General features: G+C 57.9%; 19 protein-coding genes. 6 read left to right on the top strand and 13 right to left on the bottom strand.

The genetic code is table 11. The features are described from left to right. Positions 1-15 precede the first annotated feature (15 nt). The 4 genes from treB to nrdG all read left to right on the top strand — a co-directional run bounded on the left by treB (position 16) and on the right by nrdG (position 6214). Complete coding sequence (treB, locus tag E3U32_RS15420) at positions 16-1434, top strand: PTS trehalose transporter subunit IIBC (RefSeq protein WP_134349737.1); 1419 nt, start codon at positions 16-18, stop codon at positions 1432-1434. A gap of 51 nt (positions 1435-1485) precedes the next feature. After that, positions 1486-3129: an alpha,alpha-phosphotrehalase gene (gene treC / locus E3U32_RS15415; protein ID WP_134349476.1), complete on the top strand. Its 1644-nt coding sequence runs from the start codon at positions 1486-1488 to the stop codon at positions 3127-3129. Between the two features lie 376 nt (positions 3130-3505). After that, the gene (gene nrdD / locus E3U32_RS15410) at positions 3506-5644 is read left to right on the top strand and encodes an anaerobic ribonucleoside-triphosphate reductase (RefSeq protein ID WP_134349475.1); all 2139 of its coding nucleotides are present in this window, start codon (positions 3506-3508) and stop codon (positions 5642-5644) included. A 105-nt stretch (positions 5645-5749) separates the two neighbouring features. Next, complete coding sequence (gene nrdG / locus E3U32_RS15405) at positions 5750-6214, top strand: anaerobic ribonucleoside-triphosphate reductase-activating protein (RefSeq protein WP_134349474.1); 465 nt, start codon at positions 5750-5752, stop codon at positions 6212-6214. Positions 6215-6246: 32 nt separating this feature from the next. Here nrdG and E3U32_RS15400 read toward each other — a convergent pair whose 3' ends face one another. The 10 genes from E3U32_RS15400 to E3U32_RS15355 form a co-directional block, all read right to left on the bottom strand. After that, positions 6247-8157, bottom strand: a complete 1911-nt coding sequence (locus tag E3U32_RS15400) for a BglG family transcription antiterminator (protein ID WP_134349473.1) — start codon at positions 8155-8157, stop codon at positions 6247-6249. A 19-nt stretch (positions 8158-8176) separates the two neighbouring features. Beyond that, the gene (locus tag E3U32_RS15395; protein WP_134349472.1) at positions 8177-9313 is read right to left on the bottom strand and encodes a lactonase family protein; all 1137 of its coding nucleotides are present in this window, start codon (positions 9311-9313) and stop codon (positions 8177-8179) included. An 84-nt stretch (positions 9314-9397) separates the two neighbouring features. Continuing rightward, positions 9398-10138 carry a 2-dehydro-3-deoxy-phosphogluconate aldolase gene (gene dagF, locus E3U32_RS15390; protein WP_024907273.1) on the bottom strand — a complete coding sequence of 247 codons (741 nt, stop codon included), beginning with the start codon at positions 10136-10138 and terminating at the stop codon, positions 9398-9400. Beyond that, a complete protein-coding gene (locus E3U32_RS15385; RefSeq protein WP_134349471.1) occupies positions 10135-11253 on the bottom strand; it encodes a DgaE family pyridoxal phosphate-dependent ammonia lyase in 1119 nt (372 codons plus the stop codon). Before E3U32_RS15385 ends, dagF begins: the two co-directional genes overlap by 4 nt. Beyond that, positions 11237-12370 carry an amidohydrolase/deacetylase family metallohydrolase gene (locus E3U32_RS15380; RefSeq protein WP_134349470.1) on the bottom strand — a complete coding sequence of 378 codons (1134 nt, stop codon included), beginning with the start codon at positions 12368-12370 and terminating at the stop codon, positions 11237-11239. The genes E3U32_RS15385 and E3U32_RS15380 overlap by 17 nt, the downstream gene beginning before the upstream one ends. 42 nt (positions 12371-12412) lie before the next feature. After that, the gene (locus E3U32_RS15375) at positions 12413-13054 is read right to left on the bottom strand and encodes a DUF4310 family protein (protein ID WP_014068673.1); all 642 of its coding nucleotides are present in this window, start codon (positions 13052-13054) and stop codon (positions 12413-12415) included. 13 nt (positions 13055-13067) lie between these two features. Further along, on the bottom strand, positions 13068-13844 hold the full coding sequence (locus E3U32_RS15370) for a DUF4311 domain-containing protein (RefSeq protein ID WP_024907277.1): 777 nt from the start codon (positions 13842-13844) through the stop codon (positions 13068-13070). A 22-nt stretch (positions 13845-13866) separates the two neighbouring features. Continuing rightward, positions 13867-14166, bottom strand: coding sequence for a DUF4312 family protein (locus E3U32_RS15365; RefSeq protein WP_006810338.1), 300 nt, complete (start codon positions 14164-14166; stop codon positions 13867-13869). Between the two features lie 2 nt (positions 14167-14168). Continuing rightward, positions 14169-14531, bottom strand: coding sequence for an SFCGS family glycine-rich protein (locus E3U32_RS15360; RefSeq protein ID WP_023293430.1), 363 nt, complete (start codon positions 14529-14531; stop codon positions 14169-14171). A gap of 10 nt (positions 14532-14541) precedes the next feature. Continuing rightward, positions 14542-14880: a glycine dehydrogenase gene (locus E3U32_RS15355; RefSeq protein ID WP_134349469.1), complete on the bottom strand. Its 339-nt coding sequence runs from the start codon at positions 14878-14880 to the stop codon at positions 14542-14544. 418 nt (positions 14881-15298) lie between these two features. Between E3U32_RS15355 and E3U32_RS15350 the strand changes: the two genes are divergently transcribed. After that, positions 15299-15454, top strand: coding sequence for a Hok/Gef family protein (locus E3U32_RS15350; protein WP_134349468.1), 156 nt, complete (start codon positions 15299-15301; stop codon positions 15452-15454). A gap of 70 nt (positions 15455-15524) precedes the next feature. On the opposite strand, the gene cybC is transcribed toward E3U32_RS15350, so the two are convergent. Beyond that, the gene (cybC, locus tag E3U32_RS15345; RefSeq protein ID WP_008501412.1) at positions 15525-15911 is read right to left on the bottom strand and encodes a cytochrome b562; all 387 of its coding nucleotides are present in this window, start codon (positions 15909-15911) and stop codon (positions 15525-15527) included. A gap of 44 nt (positions 15912-15955) precedes the next feature. Next, positions 15956-17308, bottom strand: a complete 1353-nt coding sequence (gene pmbA / locus E3U32_RS15340; RefSeq protein ID WP_134349467.1) for a metalloprotease PmbA — start codon at positions 17306-17308, stop codon at positions 15956-15958. Positions 17309-17403: 95 nt separating this feature from the next. Between pmbA and yjgA the strand changes: the two genes are divergently transcribed. After that, positions 17404-17955, top strand: a complete 552-nt coding sequence (gene yjgA, locus E3U32_RS15335) for a ribosome biogenesis factor YjgA (RefSeq protein WP_134349466.1) — start codon at positions 17404-17406, stop codon at positions 17953-17955. Between the two features lie 103 nt (positions 17956-18058). Here yjgA and mpl read toward each other — a convergent pair whose 3' ends face one another. Beyond that, positions 18059-19432: a UDP-N-acetylmuramate:L-alanyl-gamma-D-glutamyl-meso-diaminopimelate ligase gene (gene mpl / locus E3U32_RS15330; protein WP_134349465.1), complete on the bottom strand. Its 1374-nt coding sequence runs from the start codon at positions 19430-19432 to the stop codon at positions 18059-18061. Positions 19433-19480: the final 48 nt, after the last annotated feature.

The raw sequence follows: 19480 nt of genomic DNA, 5'->3' as shown, positions 1-19480 counted from the left end.
TCATGAGGTTTCATGATGAGTAAAGTCAAACAAGCCGATATCGATCAGCTGATCGTCCTGGTCGGCGGACGTGAAAACATCGCGACCGTCAGCCACTGCATTACCCGCCTGCGCTTCGTGCTGAACGATCCGGCCAAGGCCAATCCGAAAGCCATTGAAGAGTTGAAAATGGTAAAAGGCTGCTTCACCAACGCCGGGCAGTTCCAGGTGGTGATTGGTACCGAAGTGGGCGATTACTATCAGGCTCTGCTGGCAACAACCGGGCACTCCTCCGCTGATAAAGAGCAGGCGAAGAAGGCCGCACGTCAGAATATGAAATGGCACGAGCAGCTGATCTCCCACTTCGCGGAGATCTTCTTCCCGCTGCTGCCAGCGCTGATCAGCGGGGGCTTAATTTTAGGTTTCCGTAACGTCATTGGTGATGTGCCGATGAGCGACGGCAAAACCCTGGCGCAGATGTATCCGGCGCTGAAAACCGTGTACGACTTCCTGTGGTTGATTGGCGAAGCGATCTTCTTCTACCTGCCAGTGGGGATTTGCTGGTCCGCGGTACGCAAGATGGGCGGCACCCCGATTCTGGGTATCGTGCTGGGCGTCACGCTGGTCTCTCCGCAGTTAATGAACGCTTACTTACTTGGTCAGCAGGTGCCGGAAGTGTGGAACTTCGGGCTGTTTACCATCGCTAAGGTGGGCTACCAGGCGCAGGTGATTCCGGCATTGCTGGCTGGTCTGGCGCTGGGCTTTATTGAAACGCGGCTGAAGCGCATCGTGCCGGATTACCTTTATCTGGTAGTAGTGCCGGTCTGCTCGCTGATTCTGGCGGTGTTCCTGGCGCATGCGTTTATCGGTCCGTTTGGCCGCATGATTGGCGACGGCGTGGCCTTCGCGGTCCGTCACCTGATGACCGGCAGCTTCGCGCCGATTGGTGCCGCGCTGTTTGGCTTCCTGTACGCCCCGCTGGTGATCACCGGCGTACACCAGACCACGCTGGCGATTGATATGCAGATGATCCAGAGCCTCGGCGGCACGCCGGTCTGGCCTATCATCGCGCTGTCTAACATTGCGCAGGCGTCGGCGGTCACCGGGATCATCATCGTCAGCCGTAAGCATAACGAGCGTGAGATCTCCGTTCCGGCAGCTATCTCCGCTTACCTCGGCGTCACCGAACCGGCCATGTACGGCATCAACCTGAAATACCGCTTCCCGATGCTCTGCGCGATGATCGGTTCCGGTCTGGCAGGCCTGGTGTGTGGTCTGTACGGCGTGATGGCAAACGGGATTGGCGTTGGCGGGCTGCCGGGTATCCTCTCTATTCAGCCCGCTTTCTGGCAGGTGTTTGCCCTGGCGATGGCCATCGCGATTATCGTCCCAATGGCGCTCACCACCGTGGTTTATCAGCGTAAGTTCCGTCAGGGCGCGCTGCAGATTGTTTAACCTCCTTTTTCGGGGCGCAGTTGCGCCCCTTCGCATTTGCAGGAACGCATTATGAATACCCTTCCTCACTGGTGGCAGAACGGCGTCATCTATCAGATCTATCCAAAGAGTTTTCAGGACACGACCGGCAGCGGCACCGGTGATTTACGCGGCGTAACGCAGCGTCTGGACTACCTGAAAACCCTCGGCATCGACGCCATCTGGCTGACGCCGTTTTATATCTCCCCGCAGGTGGATAACGGCTACGACGTGGCGAATTACACCGCCATTGACCCGGCCTACGGCACGCTGGATGATTTCGACGCGCTGGTTGCCGGGGCGCACGAACGCGGCATTCGCATCGTGCTGGATATGGTGTTTAACCACACCTCCACACAGCACGCCTGGTTCCGGGAATCGCTGAACAAAGCGAGCCCGTACCGCCAGTTCTACATCTGGCGCGACGGCACGCCGGAGCAGCTTCCCAACAACTGGCGCTCCAAGTTTGGCGGCAACGCCTGGCGCTGGCACGCCGAGAGTGAGCAGTATTATCTGCACCTTTTCGCCCCGGAGCAGGCGGATCTCAACTGGGAAAACCCTGCCGTGCGCGCCGAGCTGAAAAAGGTGTGCGAATTCTGGGCCGATCGCGGCGTGGACGGCTTGCGTCTGGACGTGATTAACCTGATTTCGAAAGATCAGGATTTCCCAAATGACGACATCGGCGACGGTCGCCGTTTCTATACCGACGGGCCGCGCGTTCATGAATATCTGCAGGAGATGAGCCGCGACGTCTTTACGCCGCGCAACCTGATGACGGTGGGCGAAATGTCCTCGACCTCGCTGGAAAACTGCCAGCAGTATGCGTCCCTCGACGGACGCGAGCTGTCGATGACCTTTAACTTCCACCACCTGAAGGTGGACTACCCCGGCGGCGAAAAATGGACGAAGGCGAAGCCGGACTTCGTAGCGCTGAAAACCCTCTTCCGCCACTGGCAGCAGGGCATGCATAACAAAGCCTGGAACGCGCTGTTCTGGTGTAACCACGACCAACCGCGCATCGTGTCGCGCTTTGGTGACGAAGGGGAATACCGCGTACCGGCGGCGAAGATGCTCGGCATGGTGCTGCACGGTATGCAGGGCACGCCGTACATCTACCAGGGCGAAGAGCTGGGCATGACCAACCCGCACTTCAGCCGCATCACCGATTACCGCGACGTGGAAAGCCTGAACATGTTCGCCGAACTGCGGGCCAACGGCCGCGAACCGGACGAACTCCTGGCGATTCTGGCGAGCAAGTCTCGCGACAACGGCCGCACGCCGATGCAGTGGGATGCCTCGCACAACGCGGGCTTTACCGAGGGTGAACCCTGGATTGGCGTCTGCGATAACTATGAGACCGTGAACGCCCGCGCGGCGCTCGATGACCCGGATTCGGTGTTTTACACCTACCAGTCACTCATCAGCCTGCGCAAAACCCTGCCGGTGCTGACGTGGGGTGATTATGAGGATCTGCTTCCTGAGCACCCTTCCCTGTGGTGCTATCGCCGCCGGTGGCAGGGACAGACCCTGATCGTGATGGCGAACCTGAGCGATAACCCTCATGAATGGACAAATGACCTTCTGAGCGGCCAGTGGCAGACGGTGATGAGCAACTATCCGTCACCGCAGAAAACGACGCTGCGGCCGTTTGAAGCCGTCTGGTGGCTACGGGCGTAATGCCTTCGCCGGGCGCACCCGTTGCGCCCGGCTTACTTTACTGTTTTTGTTGAATAATTAATCAGATTTTTCCTTTTCGTATTTACAATCGCTACAGCGCCCGCCGTTTGTACTCTCGTCTTTTTACTTTGTTCTGAATCAAATAAATCGCAAACATGTTTGATGCAAATCACTATATGTAGAACTTAAAATGCACGCCGACCCAACATCTTGTATTAATCGTCTACTATTCCAACAACAAGACGGCGACTCCGCTCTCCGGAATTGTGGATAACAAGGGTCAGAAACGAGGGAAGTCTCTCACCTGGCTGACAATACAGCCTCTGAATACTTCTCCGCCTCTGTGGATAACCTGTTTTTAAAAAATGGAGTGATCATGACACCGCATGTGATGAAACGTGATGGCTGTAAAGTGCCGTTTAAATCAGAGCGCATTCAGGAAGCCATTCTGCGTGCAGCTAAAGCAGCGGGAGTCGATGACGCAGATTACTGCGCCACCGTCGCAGAAGTCGTTAGCAGCCAGATGAATGAACGCAGCCAGGTCGATATCAACGAGATCCAGACCGCGGTTGAGAACCAGCTAATGGCGGGCCCCTACAAGCAGCTGGCGCGCGCCTACATTGAATATCGCCACGATCGTGACGTTCAGCGCGAAAAGCGCGGCCGTCTGAACCAGGAAATTCGCGGCCTGGTGGAGCAGACCAACTCTGCGCTGCTCAATGAAAACGCAAACAAAGACAGTAAAGTGATCCCTACCCAGCGCGATCTGCTGGCCGGTATCGTGGCCAAACACTATGCCCGTCAGCATCTGCTACCGCGCGACGTAGTGTCGGCGCACGAGCGCGGTGAGATCCACTACCACGATCTCGACTACTCGCCATTCTTCCCGATGTTCAACTGCATGCTGATCGACCTGAAGGGCATGCTGACCCACGGTTTTAAAATGGGTAACGCCGAGATTGAGCCACCTAAGTCGATCTCCACCGCCACCGCGGTCACGGCGCAGATTATCGCCCAGGTCGCCAGCCATATTTACGGCGGCACCACCATTAACCGTATTGATGAAGTGCTGGCCCCGTTCGTGACGGCCAGCTTCAACAAGCACCGTAAAACGGCCGAAGAGTGGCAGATCCCGGACGCTGACGGCTATGCGCATTCCCGCACCGAGAAAGAGTGCTACGACGCGTTCCAGTCGCTGGAATATGAGGTAAACACCCTGCACACCGCCAACGGCCAGACGCCGTTTGTGACCTTCGGCTTCGGTCTGGGCACCAGCTGGGAATCGCGTCTGATCCAGCAGTCCATCCTGCGCAACCGTATCTCCGGACTCGGCAAAAACCGCAAAACCGCGGTGTTCCCGAAACTGGTGTTCGCCATCCGCGACGGCCTGAACCACAAGTTTGGCGATCCAAACTACGACATTAAACAGCTGGCGCTGGAGTGCGCGAGCAAGCGCATGTATCCGGACATTCTGAACTACGACCAGGTGGTGAAGGTCACCGGCTCGTTTAAAACGCCAATGGGCTGCCGCAGCTTCCTCGGCGTGTACGAAGATGAAAACGGCGAGCAGATCCACGACGGACGCAACAACCTGGGCGTTATCAGCCTGAACCTGCCGCGCATCGCGCTGGAAGCGAAAGGTAATGAAGACGCCTTCTGGACGCTGCTGGACGAGCGCCTGCAGCTGGCGCGTAAAGCGCTGATGACCCGCATTGCGCGCCTCGAAGGTGTCAAAGCCCGCGTCGCGCCCATCCTCTATATGGAAGGAGCCTGCGGCGTGCGCCTGAAAGCGGACGATGACGTGTCTGAGATCTTCAAAAACGGGCGCGCGTCGATTTCGCTGGGCTATATCGGCATTCACGAAACCATCAACGCGCTGGCCGGCGGCACGCACATGTACGACAGCGCCGCGCTGCGTGAGAAAGGCATCGCCATCGTTCAGCGCCTGCGCGACGCGGTAGACCAGTGGAAAGAGGAGACCGGCTACGGCTTCAGCCTCTACAGCACGCCGAGCGAAAACCTGTGCGACCGCTTCTGCCGTCTGGATACCGCCGAGTTCGGTATTGTGGAAGGTGTGACCGACAAAGGGTACTACACCAACAGCTTCCACCTCGACGTGGAGAAAAAGGTAAACCCGTACGACAAGATCGACTTCGAAGCGGCGTATCCGCCTATCGCCAGCGGCGGCTTCATCTGCTACGGCGAGTATCCGAACATTCAGCACAACCTGAAAGCGCTGGAAGACGTATGGGATTACAGCTACCAGCACGTGCCGTATTACGGAACCAACACGCCAATCGACGAGTGCTATGAGTGCGGTTTTACCGGTGAGTTTGAGTGCACCAGCAAAGGCTTTACCTGCCCGAAATGCGGCAACCACGACGCGGCTCGCGTCTCCGTCACCCGCCGCGTGTGCGGCTATCTCGGCAGCCCGGATGCACGTCCGTTTAACGCCGGCAAGCAGGAAGAGGTGAAGCGCCGCGTGAAGCATTTAGGGAATGGGCAGATCGGTTAACCCTCTGCCGCGTTAATGCCCGGTGGCGCTGCGCTTACCGGGCCTACGGACCGCACTCTTTTGTAGGCCGGGTAAGCGCAGCGCCACCCGGCTTGGTTATCCGCTATGAACTTTCATCAATACTACCCCGTCGACATCGTCAACGGCCCCGGCACCCGCTGCACCCTGTTTGTCTCAGGCTGCGTTCATGAATGCCCCGGCTGCTACAACAAAAGCACCTGGCGCCTTAATTCCGGCATGCCGTTCACCGCGGAGATGGAAGATAAAATCATCAGCGACCTGAACGACACGCGCATTCACCGCCAGGGGATTTCCCTCTCCGGTGGCGATCCGCTGCATCCGCAAAACGTGCCGGATATCCTGAAGCTGGTGAAGCGCATTCGGGCAGAGTGTGCGGGAAAAGACATCTGGGTCTGGACAGGCTACAGGCTGGATGAGCTGAACGCGCAGCAAATGGAAATAGTGGATCTGATTAACGTCCTGGTCGACGGCAAGTTTGTGCAGGATTTAAAAGACCCGTCGCTTATCTGGCGCGGCAGCAGTAACCAGGTAGTGCATCATCTGCGTTGATCAAAGGCGGATGTTATCCGTCCGCCCTTATCTCAAAACCGGCTCAAACTCTCCATCGCCACCGCCTTAAACTCGGCAAAATCACCGCAGCTACAGAGTCGCGTCATCGCCCGTTCACGCAGGAAGGTGACGAAGATATCGTAAATCGCCATCGCCTCTTCGTATTCGCTTTTGCTGATGGCGAGCAGGAAGATAACGTGCGCGGTTTCGTCACCCCACTGGACGCCGTGCGGGGCGAGCACGGTGTAGACCACCGTTTTTTGCGCCAGCAGGCCGAGGGAGTGCGGCAACGCGATGCCGTCGCCGAGCATGGTGCTGACGATGGCTTCACGCTCGATGACCGAATCCAGGAACTCCGCACCAACAAAGCCTTCGCCTTCAAGCTGCGCGCACAGTTCATGGAACAGCGTTTGCTGGTCGACAGGTTTGTCGAGAATACGGAAATGGGCTGCATCGAAGTATTTATCCAGCATCCACGGTCGGGTGCGGTCCACCAGCACCAGCTTGCCGATCTGTTCTAACTGGTAGTCGGTCGGGAATGGGGCGATCGTCACCACCGGTTTCGACTTTTCGCTGACGCGGGCGGTGGCGATCACAAAGTCTTCGCTAATCATTTCCGCCAGCTCGTACTCGCGCAGGGTGAGCGTGCGCGTAACCTCAATCTGCGGGTATTTGCGCTGCAGCACCGCCTCAATCATGCGCACCATCGCATTACCGGCGTCGCACACCAGCAGCACGCGCGGCTGGCGCTGGTAACCAATGTTGTAGTGACGCTCCAGCCCGACGCCGATGTGCAGCACCAGGAAGCCGATCTCGTTTTCGCTGATGACGTACGGCGTGTATTTGCCCCAGCTCGACACCGCCGCCAGGGTCATATCCCACGCCATCGGGTAGTGCTGCTTGATGTTATCCAGCAGCGGATTGGGGATCATGATTTGATACCGCACGCGGGTGATCATGGTTTTGATGTGCGTGAGCAGATCCGCATGCAGCTGCTCGTCGCTGAGCAGGTTGTAGTTATAGTGGGTGTTGATGTAACGCAGGATGTAGTTGACCAGCGCTTCGTCGTCATCGGCGTTAATGGCGCTGGGCGCGATCTCCTGAATCTGCCGCGCGGCGATGTGGACGCACAGCCAGCTCTCCTCCGAGGGCGAAAGCGCTTTGCCCGCCAGCTGCTGGATGGTCACGGCGATATCTTTCGCCGCCTCGCGCACGTTCTCTTCCACGTCTTCGGCATGGAATTCCGGCAGCGGGTAACCTTCGCTAATGCGGCGCACCGACACCGCGCAGTACAGGCGCAGGAACAGCTCGCCTTCATCGGTCAGGCGAATGTGATGACGCGTCAGCGCGTCGTGCAGCACGGGCACCATCTGCTCCGCCACGCCCACATTCAGCGCCACGTCCGTCACCAGCGGGTTCAGGCTATCCTGCTGCGCCAGCTCCCAGAGCAGATCGGTCAGGCACGCGCGGGTCGACATCTCGCTGCCAAACAGCTTCATCCCGTGACGCGGACGGGTTTCCAGCGTCAAGTTATAGCGGTGGAACCACTCGCGTACCTCCGCCATGTCGCTTTGCAGCGTGGCGCGGCTGACGAACCACTCGTCCGCCAGATCCTCAAGCTTGAGGGAAAACGCCGAGGTCAGAAAACGCACCACCAGATAATGCACGCGCTCCGGCCCGGTCCGCGGAATACGCAGCGCGCGCGGGTGGGAGGCCTGCAGCTGCTGATAGCGTTCGGCATCCTCAATTTTGAGCTGGTAGCCGTTGCCCCGGCTCAGGATGAACTGCGCGCCGTGGCTTGCCAGCAGCGCGTTCAGGGCGGTGATGTCCGCACGGACGGTTCGCGTGGAGACCGACAGCCGCTGCGCCAGCTCGTCCTGCGGCAGCGTCTCGTTTTGCAACAGTTCGAAAAGTTGCGCTAAACGTTGATTCGGGAATCGCACGTCGTTGTCCTCTTACGGCTTAAGGTGAAATGACCATCTGGGATGGGCTGCCGACCGGGGTATAGTCTGGCTCAAAGCTTAGCTTGCCGTCCTGATCGACGCGGAAACGGGTAATGTTGTCGCTGCGCTGGTTCATGACGTACAGCCAGCGTCCCTGTTTATCGAGCGTCAGGGTGCGCGGATAGTCGCCCCGCGTCCACACGTCGTCCTGATGCGTCAGCGTGCCCTCCGCTGTTACGGTAAAGTGCCCGATGCTGTTATGCAAACGGTTAGCCACATACAGCTGTTTACCGTCGGCGCTTAACGCCAGTCCGGCAGCGAAACTGGTACCTTTGTACCCTTCCGGCAGGGCAGAAACCGTTTTGCCCTCTCTCAGCGTACCGTTTGCCTCCACCGAATAGTGGGTCAGCGTAGACGCCTCTTCGTTAATCAGCCACAGGGCATCGCCTTTCGGCGTAAAGACAAAGTGGCGCGGCCCAGCCCCTTTTGAGGAGGCGCTGACAAACGGCGGATCGTTCGGCGTCAGCTTGCCTGTTCGATCGTCAAAGCGGTACTGGTAGATGCGATCCAGCCCCAGATCGGTGGAAAACACGTATTTCCCGCTCGGATCGGCGGCGATCATGTGCGCGTGAGGACCGTTGTGATCGCTGATGGCAAAGCTGCCCTCAGCAGCGGCTTCCGGTTTTGCCGCGCCCGGCTCACCCCGATCCTGGTGCTGATCCGTGGCGTCACCCAGGCTGCCATCTGCCTTGACCGGTAATACGGCAATCGACCCGCTGACGTAGTTGGCCACCAGCAGGTGCTTGCCGTTCGGCGTCAGGGAGAGATACACCGGCCCCGCGCCGCCGGAGGTCACCTGATTGAGTTCGCTCAGCTCGCCGTTATCGCCCACGCGCAGCGCCTGCACCACGCCCTGCTCCACTTCGCTTGCCAGATAGAGCGTTTTGCCGTCGCGTGAAACGGCCAGCTGCGCGGCGTTCGGCAGTTTGCTCACCAGCGTTTTGTTATCGAGCGCGCCGCTTTGCGGGTCAACGGTAAAGCGGTACAGCCCTTCGCCGTTCGGATTATAGGTACCCACCCAGGCATACTGGTTCTGGGCAACGGCGGCGGTAGCAAGTAAAGAGAGTGAAGCGACAAGCAGGTTACGGGTGTGCATGGTGGCTCCTTCAGGTTTGTGCGGTGTGTTTCCCCTCACCCCGGTCCTCTCCCAAAGGGAGAGGGTTAGGGTGAGGGGCAGGTTTTACTTCACCAGCTTCTTCGTCATCGCAAGCAGCGTGCGCACATCTTCCGGGCGCGTATCGCCGCTGGCTTTGTCGATAATTGAGCTGTAAATATGCGGGATGATTTTGCTCACGCCCGCGTCCAGAGCGATCTGCAGGATCTCTTCATAATTTTCCAGATCGATTCCCCCGGTTGGCTCCAGCCAGAAGTCGTGGCGGGCGCAGGCTTCCGCTACCGCTTTGTACTCGTCACGGCACTTGAGGCCGCCCATCGGGAAGTATTTGATTGAGCTGCCGCCGAAATCTTTCAGCAGGGCAATCGCAGTTTCAACCGGCACGATACCGTCCGGTGCCGCGCTGCTCAGCGGGCCGGTGGAGATTTTGACCATCCCGACGGTGCCGGTCGGCGAGACCAGGCCATTGACGACCGATTCGTTCTGCCCCAGCAGCGCGCGGCTGGTCGCAACGCCGGTAAAGACCTGGTTAACGTGCTGCGGCTGTACCTGGCGGGAGATTTCGCTCACCATCGCCGACTGGTTCGGATCGCCCGCGCCCAGGCCTACGGAGAGCGCGTTATCAATCAGGGCGGCGTATTCGCGCATATCGGCCACCGCGCTCGCCACATCCGGGTAATTTTTGGAGAGCACGCCCACCAGCACATGACCTTCCGCCGCCTCGTAAATGGCGCTGGCGTTGGCTTTCGAGCCTGCCAGCACGTTCAGGCAGACGCGGTCACGGTAAAAGTTGGGGGTCAGTTTCATGCTTTTTTCTCCTGTCCTAATACTTCGCTAATGCGGCGATACACGATGTTCAGCTGGTCTGCGTTTACGCTGCGCACGTCCGCTTCGATAATCCCTTCGTTGGCCTTGTAGCCACGGAAGTAAATGGCGTATTCGCCCTGCTTGAGCGCGTTCACCAGCTCGCCGGTGCCGACGCCGGTGGTCGCTTCGTCAAATTTAATCTCGGTACGGGCGATATCGCGACCGGCGCTGTCCCAGACCACGCGCGCGGTGACGCCGTTCAGGGTGTTGAGCGCGTCGATAAACGGCGTCATCTTCGCCACCATCTCGGCACCGCTCTCCTTGGTCGCGGTAAGGTAATGTTCGATGGCGCAGGTCAGGCCAAGAATGCCCTCTTTACCCACCTTCATCGCGCGGCCAATGCCCGCCGTCTGACGCTTCACCCACTCGACGTACTGGGTCTTGCCGATCACCAGCCCGCTGGTTGGCCCTTCAATTGCCTTCGCGCCGCTGTAGATCACCAGATCGGCTCCGGATCGGTAGTAGGTATGCAGATCTTCTTCCGCTGCGGCGTCGACGATCAGGGGCAGATCGTGCTTACGCGCCACCACCGCCGCCTGCTCAACGCTGAGCATGCTTTTCTGCACGCAGTGGTGAGATTTGATGTAGAGGATCGCCGCGGTGCGTGGGGTAATTGCCGCCGCCAGCTGATCGGCAGAACATTCGTTGGCGTAGCCCGCTTCCACCAGCTTGCCGCCGCCCAGCGCCACCATGGTGCCCACCGGCGCGCCAAAGTTCACGTTGTGGCCTTTCGGCAGGACGATTTCGTTGTTCTCAATAGGGGTCACGTGCAGGTTTTCCAGCAGCCAGTCGCTGTCTTTGACCAGCACCGCCGCCACGGACTGGGCGATACCGGCCGATGCGCAGGAGACCACAGTCGCCCCTTCCACATCCAGCAGCTTCGCAATGTATTCCCCGGTTTTGTTGACCAGATCCTTCATTTCAAAATAGTGATTCATGCCGTCCATCGCCGCCTGTACCACTTCCGGGCGCGGCGTGGAGACGCCCAGCGCCGTCATGCGGCCAGAGGTGTTGATGACTTGTTTTAAATGGTATTTCTCATAAATCGAAGGCATGTTCCGTGCTCCCTTGTTCGGTCATGTAGCCCTTGCCCGCGCGGATCGCGGCAAGCGGCACCAGAATGTGTTCAGCCTGCAGGCTGTCGTTTTCGGCATCCGTCAGCAGCGTCGGCTGACGTTTAATCGTGAACAGCGTCAGGTCAGCGTCGAGACCCGACTGAATGCGGCCTTTGCGCGTCAGGCGCAGGCCGTCTGCAGCATTGGCGGTTACACAGTCAATCACCTGCGGCAATGACATGCCGATGGCGAGAAACTTCGACATCACGCTCGCCAGCGAGCCCACCGGTCCGTTAATGCGGTTGCGGCAGTAGATATCCGAGCTGATGGTGTGCGGCAGAATGCCCATCGCGATGGCGCGTTTCGCCACCTCAAAGCTGAAGCTCGCGGTGCCGTGGCCGACGTCCAGACGCACGCCGCGCTTCAGGGCCGAGGTGATTGAGGCGCGCAGCTCGCCGGACGGCGTCAGAATGCGGTTAGGCTTGCCGTTATAGCAGTGGGTAATGATGTCGCCCGAGCTCAGCAGTTCGGCGATTTCGTCGAGGTTCGGCGGGTTGTTGCCGATGTGGACCATCAGCGGCAAATCGCCATTCTCTTTCTGGATGGCTTTCGCGCGCTCCAGCGGCGTAATACCGTTCTCGCCGACCACGCTGCTGCTCATGCGCGCCTTCAGGCCAACGATAAAATCAGGGTGACGCTTCACCGCCTGTTTGACCGCATCGGCGTCGATGTTGGCCATATTGGCCAGCTCGTTCTGCGCAATCAGCCCCACGCGGGAGATATTCAGCAGGGCAAACACCTCGGTTGAGGCTTTGCGGGTAATCTCATAGAAGTCATCTACGTCGTCGGCTCCGGTACTGCCCGCATCCACCACGGAGGTGACGCCGGTCGCAATGCCGACGCTGTCCGGTTCGTCGTGATAAATCGGGGAATTGGGGTAACAGTGGACGTGTGAGTCAATCCAGCCAGCGCTCACAAAGACTTCGCCGTTAAGCTCAACCGTTTTATGTGCGGGAGCGTCAATCTCGCCCAGCGCCGCGATCTTCCCATCCTGAATGGCGATATCGGTCAGGGTATCGTCGGTGAGGCGCGCACGGCGCAGGAGTAAATCAAACATGAGGATCTCCTGATAAGGCGGGCGCCTGAGCGCCCGCGGGTATTAAAGGGCGACCGGGAACAGCCAGCCCAACAGCATGGCACCGAGGATCGCGCCGCCGGTAATCGGCTTCTGCCAGATGTAGAACAGCAGCGCACCTAAGAGTGAACCCACGCCAATCGGAATGGAGGCGGTCATGGCGCTGAGGATAATCAACGGCCCGAGGAAACGGCCGGAGGCGTTACCCGCGCCCATCATCACGTCTGCACCGTAGGTAGAGTTGCTCTGATTGATGGTGAACTTACGCGCCAGGATGATGACGTAGCCAATCGCCAGACCAATCACCAGGCCGGTAATCAGCGCAGCAATGAAGTTGGTCACCGGGAACATAATGCCTGCGCCCAGCAGCAGCGCCGGCACGCCAAGACCCACGCCGGTCTGAATGGCTCCGCCGATATCAAGAATACCCACCAGCGAGCCTTCGATAATACGGGCGAACAGGAAGCTTGCACCGAACGCCGCGACCGCGCCGTAGACGCCGGTATCAATCCCCGCTTTCAGCATCGCCACGAAGGCCACTTCGTTAAACGCACCAATGCCGTAGAGGTAGTACATATGCGTCCCGGCAAACACGCCGGAGGAGAGCAGGCCAACGAAGATCGGGAACGACCAGTCGGCATACCAAAAACCTTTATTCTGTTCCATGTAGAGGCTCCTGTTATTTACCGCTGAGCGAGTTGTGGATCATGTCGAGCCAGTTCGGCACGGTCAGATGGAAGGATTCGATCATCTTCATGTCGAAGCCGCGGAAGAAGCCGCTCAGCACGAAGAGCAGGACGATAGCCGCCATCATCACTTTAGTAACGTGGTTCCAGCCACTCTCTTCCACGCCTTTACCGATCAGGATCCCCAGCACCAGGCCCGGTACGGCGTTGCCCATAATCAGCTGCGCTGCGCCGCCGAAGATGGTGGCCCAGAAGCCCGACTTTTTACCCGCGTCGATGGCCGCCAGCCAGAAGATCACCGGCATCACGGTGTTAACCAGCAGGTTCGCCGCCGGCACCAGCACCTTCACGGCGGTAACCTGAAGCGCAGCCGGCACGGAGGAGGCCGTAAGGTTAAGGAAGGTCACGACGATCATGCCGATCAGGCCGCAGGCAATCGCCATTTTGCGCGGGTCGTGCAGCGTTTCGCCGACGTTACGGTTTTTGATCATCAGTGCAGCAGCACCCCAGTTCGGGATGATGCGGTGGTCAACGTCCTGTGTGAAAGCCCCTGCGGCCACGGAAGAGGCCCAGGCGTTAAAGAAGAAACCTAACCCAAAGGAGAAGTGAGAAGCCGGATCCCCTTCGCAGGAGTTCAGTTCCCCCAACGTACGAAACGCGCCCATACCCTGTGTGGTAGGCGCATGAAACATGCGTGCAGCCCCGGCTCCGACACCGACGCCAACCAGGCCGCCAATGATGAGCGATTTTATTAATATAATTAAGAACATCAGTCTGCCCTTTTATGAATAATCAGCGTTGCGTGACGAAATCCACCTGGTCGAGATTGATGGCGGTCACGTTGACGGTCACATCCAGCTCCACGCTGTAGGTGCGTCTTTCCCGGCGCAAAAAGAAGAACAGAAACGCTTCTTTCCGCACCGCTTCTTGCGCCTGAACGACCTGCACATCCTGTGGCTCAATACGCAGTAAGATATGCGGTGAGGCTTTCATCACCGCGGCCTGAACGTGGTTGAGCGCGTCGGCAAAGGCGCGCGCTTTGGCGTCGCCTTTGCCCTTCACTCTCACCGTGGTTGTGAACTGTTCTTTCATGCTTATGCGCCGTATTTTTTCTGCCACGCCTGCACCAGACGCTCGCCCAGCTCTTCTTTATCCATAAAGCCAAAGCCCAGCACGTTGCAGCCTTCGTTGATGGCGGTCACGCCCTCTTCCACGGAACGCATGCCGTATTTGGCTTTGTAGCCATATTTGGTCTGAGCAGTAATTGCGCCCGCGCCGCCGCTGCCGCAGAAGGAGATGCCGAAGGTGGCGTTTTCCGCTTTCATCACGTCACCGAGCTTCATATCGGCAGCCATACCCGGTACGACAACCGCGCGTCCACCTGCTTTTTCCACACCCGCGGCCACTTTCTGACCTTTGCCCAGGCGATCGCCAATCACGACTGTAATCTGTTCCATGTGTTGCTCCTTAAAGGTTGTCTTTCGCGACTTCGAAGTGAACGGAGAGCAGCCAGGCTTCTTCATCAGGAAGATTGCCAAACTGCGCTACCACTTCACGGGCAAGTTGCATTGAATCGGGTGAAATTTCGTCGAACAGCTCCGCTTCAACCTCCGGCAGCGGCTCGCCGGTCACGGACCGGTGCGCCATTGCGCGAACGTGGGAGGTGAGCATCTGCTCCTGTACTGCATTGGGGATGATGTCGTGCCGGGCCAGCAGGGCATAAACCTGCTGCAGCATAGTGTTCGCGAGCTGCTCTGTTTGCACTGTCTGTTCCCCAACGTCGTTCATTACCGCTCCGTTAATCACTGGTCTTACCCCGTTAATGGCTCTGGAATAAAACTAACGTTGAGGGGGAATTGTTTGTAGCGAGTTGTTTTCCACTTCGAAGTGGAAAGGCGAGCCGCAGCAGTGATCTGTGCCACATAAATGCGCTGAATATGAATAAAACGCTGGATTTACGTGATGAATATCACGCTATCGCGCGGCAAATAAGGGGTAAGCGAAGCGGAAAAGATTCCGGGCGGGCTCGTAGAAATGTGATGTGGATAAGGTTTTCTTATGGGGATTCGCTAGAGTGGCGACGGGTGCTTGAGACTGACCGTCTCAGGCACGGGACGGAAAGTGGAAAGCCCCTACCTGAATTTAAATCAGGACGGGGCTGTAAACGACACGTCTAGCCACGTGATGTTTGCTACCTCGCCCGCTTTAAAGCAAGGAGGCATCCATGAAACGCAGAAACCCAAGTATCGGGGTTCTGATGATTATTTCTTTGACAATAATCATCTTAACGCTGGTGACGAGGAAAACACTGTGCGAGATCCGTTTTCGAAACGGCTCGCTTGAAGTGACAGCGCGGATGGATTGTCGCTCCGGCCGGTAGGGAGCAAAGATGCGGGGGCGCGTAATGCGCCTCCGCATACGGAGAAAGGACGTACAGCTCAGGCACCCAATTAACGATATTTTTTGTGATACGTGTTGCGCGTAGTCACAAACTGCTCGGCCGCCGCCTGGGCTTCTTTCACTTTACCTTCATTTGCCAGCTTCAGCGCACCGTCGATCTGGCCGACCAGCACGTCAAAGCCGTGGCGGTAATCTTTCATCTCTGCACTGTCCGCCGCTTTGCTTTCCAGCTTTGGCGGTGTCGCTTTTTGGGCGTCCAGCGCTGCTTCACGCATTTTGGTCAGTGCGTCTTTCATTTCAGCCGCATTGTCCGTTTTCTGCACCACCTTCAGGTTTTGACCGAGGATGCCCATGTCGTCTTCAAGATCGGCAGCAAACGCAGAAGAGCCAAGAACCAGCGTTGAAGCCGCGACGATCGCTAACAGATGTTTACGCATTGCTCACTTCCTTTTTTATTATTAAGAAAACGCTATCTCTATTGTCATTGTCCGGCGATTTTCATTTCCGGCAGTAATACAGAACCACACTGTATATTGCTGCGTGTTTCAATATCGTTACCGACCGTAACGATGTTGCGCCACATGTCCTTCAGATTACCCGCAATCGTAATTTCGCTCACCGGATATTGGATTTCGCCGTTTTCTACCCAGAAGCCCGCCGCACCGCGAGAGTAATCCCCGGTGATGCCGCTTACGCCCTGGCCCATCAGCTCGGTCACCACCAGACCGGTGCCCATCTCTTTCAGCATCTGCTCAAAGTTGAGGCCCTGTCCGGCAATCCGCCAGTTATGGATACCGCCCGCATGACCGGTGCTTTTCAGCCCCAGCTTGCGCGCAGAGTAGTTGGTCAGCAGCCACTGGGTCAGCACGCCGTCTTTGATGATATCGCGACGTTCGGTACGCACGCCTTCGCTGTCGAACGGCGTGGAGGCCAGCCCTTTCAGCAGGTGCGGATGCTCTTCGATAGTCAGCCATTCCGGCAGGATCTGCTTGCCCAGCGAGTCGAGCAGGAATGTCGATTTACGGTAAACGGAGCCACCCGCGATAGCGCCCACCAGATGGCCAAACAGACCGGTCGCCACTTCATTGGCAAAAATCACCGGGGCCTTCATGGTGGAGAGTTTGCGCGGCGACAGGCGTGACAGCGTGCGTTCGGCGCACTCTTTACCGACCCACTCCGGAGACTGTAAATCCCCCAGCGCGCGGCCAATGGTGTAGGCGTAGTCGCGTTCCATGTCGCCGTTCTCTTCGGCGATCACGCAGCTGGAGAGCGAGTGGCGGGTGGAGCAGTAGCCCTGCAGCATGCCGTGGCTGTTGCCGAAGACTTTGATGCCGTAGTGGCTGTTAAAGCTGCCGCCTTCGGTATTGGTAATACGTTTATCAGCCTGCAGGGAAGCCTGCTCTGCGCGTGCAGCCAGTTCAATCGCTTCGTCCGGCGTGACCTCTGCCGGGTGGAAAAGATCGAGATCCGGCGCGTCAAACGCCAGCAGATCTTTATCCGCCACGCCTGCGTAAGGGTCCGGCGAGGTGTAACGTGCAATATCCAGCGCCGCCTGCACCGTACGGGCGATGGCATCCGGACTGAGATCGGTAGATGACGCACTGCCTTTGCGATTCTGGTGATAGACCGTGATCCCCAGCGCGCCATCGCTGTTGAATTCGACATTCTCCACCTCGCCAAAGCGGGTGCTCACGCTAATGCCGGTGGTTTTGCTGACCGCCACTTCGGCGCCATCTGATTTTTCTGAAGCAAGCATCAGCGCGGTGGAGACGGCTTCTTCCAGAATCTTACGCTGCGCTTCAACTTGTGAGGTTACTTTCATCGCAAATGCCATACTGTAAGAGAGAGTTATCTGAAGTCTAACAGAGAACCGTTTTTCAGTGCGCGTCTTAACTGGTAACATTAGCCTCTTTTTTTAAGGAGCCTGACATGACTAAGCAGCCCGAAGACTGGCTCGACGACGTTCCCGGTGATGACATCGAAGACGAAGATGATGAGATCATCTGGGTCAGTAAAAGTGAAATTAAACGTGACGCCGAAGAGTTAAAACAGCTTGGCGGAGAACTGGTAGAACTGGGTAAAAACGCGCTGGATAAGATCCCGCTCGACCAGGATCTGCGTGATGCCATTGAACTGGCACAGAAAATCAAAAAAGAAGGCCGTCGTCGCCAGCTTCAGCTTATCGGTAAAATGCTGCGTCAGCGCGACGTCGATCCGATCCGCCAGGCGCTGGACAAGCTGAAAAACCGCCACAACCAGCAGGTTGCGTTTTTCCATAAGCTTGAACAGATCCGCGATCGTCTGATTGAACAGGGTGATGATGCCGTACCGGAAGTGCTGAACCTTTGGCCGGATGCTGACCGTCAGCAGCTGCGTTCCTTGATCCGCAACGCGAAGAAAGAGAAAGAAGGGAATAAGCCGCCGAAGTCTGCGCGCCTGATTTTCCAGTATCTGCGCGAGCTGTCTGAGAACGAAGAGTAATCAGTGCGGTTGTGCGCCGGATGGCGGCGTAAACGCCTTATCCGGCCTACAAGGTCGTGCAATGTGTAGGCCCGGTAAGCGCTAGCGCCACCGGGCTCTTTTTTTACTCAGCGGCCTCGGCTTTCTTCGCCAGACCATCCAGCAGCTTTTGATGGATCCCACCAAAACCGCCGTTGCTCATGACCAGAATATGGTCGCCGGGCTGGGCCGCTTTCACCACCATATCCGCGAGCACATCCACATCCGCACTCCAGTGCGCAGGCTGAATGCAGGCATCGGCCACTTCAGCCACCTGCCACGGAATATGCTGCGGCTGCAGCAGGAAGACCTCATCGGCGCGTCCTAATGACGGCGCGAGATCGTCTTTGCAGATGCCCATCTTCATGGTGTTCGAGCGTGGTTCCAGCACCGCCAGAATGCGCGCGGTACCGCCGACTTTGCCGCGCAGGGCCGCAAGCGTCGCCAGAATCGCCGTTGGGTGGTGTGCGAAATCGTCATACACCGTGACGCCGTGGGCTTCACCGCGCAGTTCCAGACGGCGACGGGCATTGATAAACGAGCCCAGCGCATTAGCCGCATCTGCAGGCTGAACGCCCACATGGCGTGCGGCCGCGATCGCCATCAGGCCGTTGTGCATGTTGTGTTCGCCCACCAGGCCCCACTTCACCTCACCCACTTTTTCACCGTCGAGCAGCACTTCCCACTCAGAGGCATCGGCGTTAAGTTTTTTCGCCTGCCAGTGGCCCTGCTCGCCCACCAGCTCCTGCTCGCTCCAGCAGCCCATCGCCATCGTCTGCTTCAGGTTGATGTCGTTCTCAGGCAGGATGATGCGCCCCTGGCCCGGCACGATGCGCACCAGGTGGTGGAACTGTTTCTGAATCGCTTTCAAATCGTCAAAGATATCCGCGTGGTCGAACTCAAGGTTGTTGAGGATCAGCGTTCGCGGGCAGTAATGGACGAATTTGGAACGTTTATCGAAGAACGCGCAGTCATATTCGTCGGCTTCGATAACAAAGAACGGGCTGTCTCCAAGTCGTGCAGAAACGTCAAAGTTGCCCGGAACGCCGCCGATCACAAAGCCCGGCTTGTAGCCACAGGCTTCGAGGATCCAGGTGGCCATCCCGGCGGTGGTGGTTTTGCCGTGCGTACCGGCAACCGCGATAACCCAGCGGTCGCGCAGCACGAAATCATGCAACCACTGCGGGCCGGACATAAACGGAATATTGCGTTCCAGTACCGCCTCAACGCACGGATTGCCGCGGGTCATGGCGTTGCCGATGATCACCAGGTCCGGCTCGGGATCAAGCTGGCTGGCGTCATAGCCCTGAATGAGAGATATCCCCTCTTTCTCCAGAAGTGTGCTCATCGGCGGATACACATTGGCGTCCGAACCTGTCACTTCATGGCCCAGCGAGCGCGCCAGCATTGCCAGTCCGCCCATGAAAGTGCCACAAATCCCCAATATATGAATGCGCATACGTCACTATCCTTCTTCAATGTGGCGCACATTTTACTCACATGTTAG

The sequence above is a fragment of the Lelliottia nimipressuralis genome (genome assembly GCF_004402045.1).
GTDB lineage: Bacteria > Pseudomonadota > Gammaproteobacteria > Enterobacterales > Enterobacteriaceae > Enterobacter > Enterobacter chinensis.
The sequence above is the reverse complement of the archived record's forward strand: the minus strand, read 5'-3'. Positions and strand labels throughout refer to the sequence as shown.